Annotated in this window: 2 protein-coding genes; both read left to right on the top strand. The window is 39.2% G+C overall.

Annotated elements, in window-relative coordinates:
• On the top strand, positions 1-332 hold a 332-nt coding region (locus tag B9N89_RS31140; protein ID WP_143478325.1), incomplete at its 5' end, for an IS607 family transposase.
• Positions 333-1,685, top strand: a 1,353-nt coding sequence (locus B9N89_RS31135) for a zinc ribbon domain-containing protein (protein WP_143478324.1), incomplete at its 3' end; no start/stop codon positions are given.

The raw sequence follows: 1,685 nt of genomic DNA, 5'->3' as shown, positions 1-1,685 counted from the left end.
AAGACCTAGGTTCAGGGATGAACTACAACAAAAAAGGTCTTAAGAAACTTATTAAAAGCTTGTGCAATCAAGAAATCGGAAGACTTGTGATAACCCACAAGGATAGACTTCTTCGATTTGGGTCTGAATTGATTTTCTCTATTTGCGAGCATGTTGGTAGCGAAGTAGTAGTTATTAATTCCAGCGAAGAGAGTACATATGAAGAAGATTTAACTAGAGATGTACTGGAAATCATCACCGTATTCAACGCAAGATTATACGGCTCCCGATCACACAAAAACAAGAAGATTGTTCAAGCCTTAAAAGACGCTGCTGACGAGGTTTGCAAGTAAATGCCCAAAGTTTGCCGCATAGTAAAATCAAAAAATCTTAACAAGAGAAAGTATGATGAGCTTTGTGAGCAAGCTAATCTTCTTGGGAGTATTCGGAAAGAAGTCTGGCATCGTTTTGGTTCGGTCAACGGAGTTGGTGTTAACCATAGAAAAATAAGAGATGAATGGGTAAAAACAAGAGAATTTTCTCCTCTTCCAGCTAAGGCATGGAAAGAAACTCTTCGAGATACCCTTGATGATATCTCTCTATATGAAGAAGCTTGCAAGGTGAAGGTTAAACAAGATATTGCAAGTAGAACGAATAACAAAGACGAGAGAAAGAGGCTCTATACTCTTCTTAAGAAAAACGAATGGCCAAACGATCCGTTCCTTTCTCGGAAAATGCGAAAATACAAAAAACATGGAAGAACTAATGTATCTAATCAGATTATCCTTGAAGGAGGTGTTTACAGCCAATTCCTAGGAAAAGATGGCAATACGTGGCTTAAGGTTCCTACCTTTGAGAGAGGTAGAAAGCTGTGCATTCCGCTCAATTCGAATATCAAACTAAAAGGCTGTCTAAGGCTAATAATGAAAGACGGTTATGTTCAAATTCACTATGCAATAAAACAGAAAAAATTTGCAAAGTGTGGCGATGAGATACTAGGAATCGATAAAGGATATTCTGAAGCTTTCGCTGATAGCGAAGGTGACTTTTATGGTGAAAATCTTGGGAAGGTTCTTACTTCTGAAACTGAAAATCGAAATCGTAGAGGAAAGGCTAGAAACAAGCTGTTTCAGATTTCTAAGAAGAAACTTCATAAAGCAGCAAATATTCAAAAATACAACCTTGGAAGAAAAAAGCTTAATCGTAATATAGAAAAGAAGAAAATACTTGTTAGGGATATTGCTTTTGAGTCTGCTCATCGAATAGTTGATAAGGCTGTGGAGGTGAGGACAGAAGATCTCACCAAACCATTCTCCAGTAAAGAGAAATGGAAACGTTACAATAGATTAATGTCAGCTTGGGCCAAAGGTTCTCTGGCAGAAGCATTAGAATCAGTGACCAAGGCAAGAGGTTCTTGTCTGCGAGTTGTTAATGCTGCGTATACTTCACAAATGGACTCAAAGACTGGTCGTCTGGAAGGAAGGCGAGTTGGCGATAAGTTTCACCATGTGAATGGGGAAGTTTCGCAGGCTGATACAAACGCTGCGGTTAATATTAAGCATAGAGCTGATGACACTGAAATCAGTCTTTATACTCCTTACAAGGAGGTTAAAGCAATCTTGCTTAATAGACTTGCCGCCATCGGAAGAGTTAGCAGTCCCTTGGATTGTGACCGCCCTTCCAGGACTCCAGTTACACGCGAGAAA

It is taken from the genome of Pseudobacteriovorax antillogorgiicola (genome assembly GCF_900177345.1).
Taxonomy (GTDB): Bacteria; Bdellovibrionota_B; Oligoflexia; order Oligoflexales; family Oligoflexaceae; genus Pseudobacteriovorax; species Pseudobacteriovorax antillogorgiicola.
Note: the sequence above shows the minus strand (reverse complement) of the source record. Positions and strands in the feature narration are given on the sequence as shown.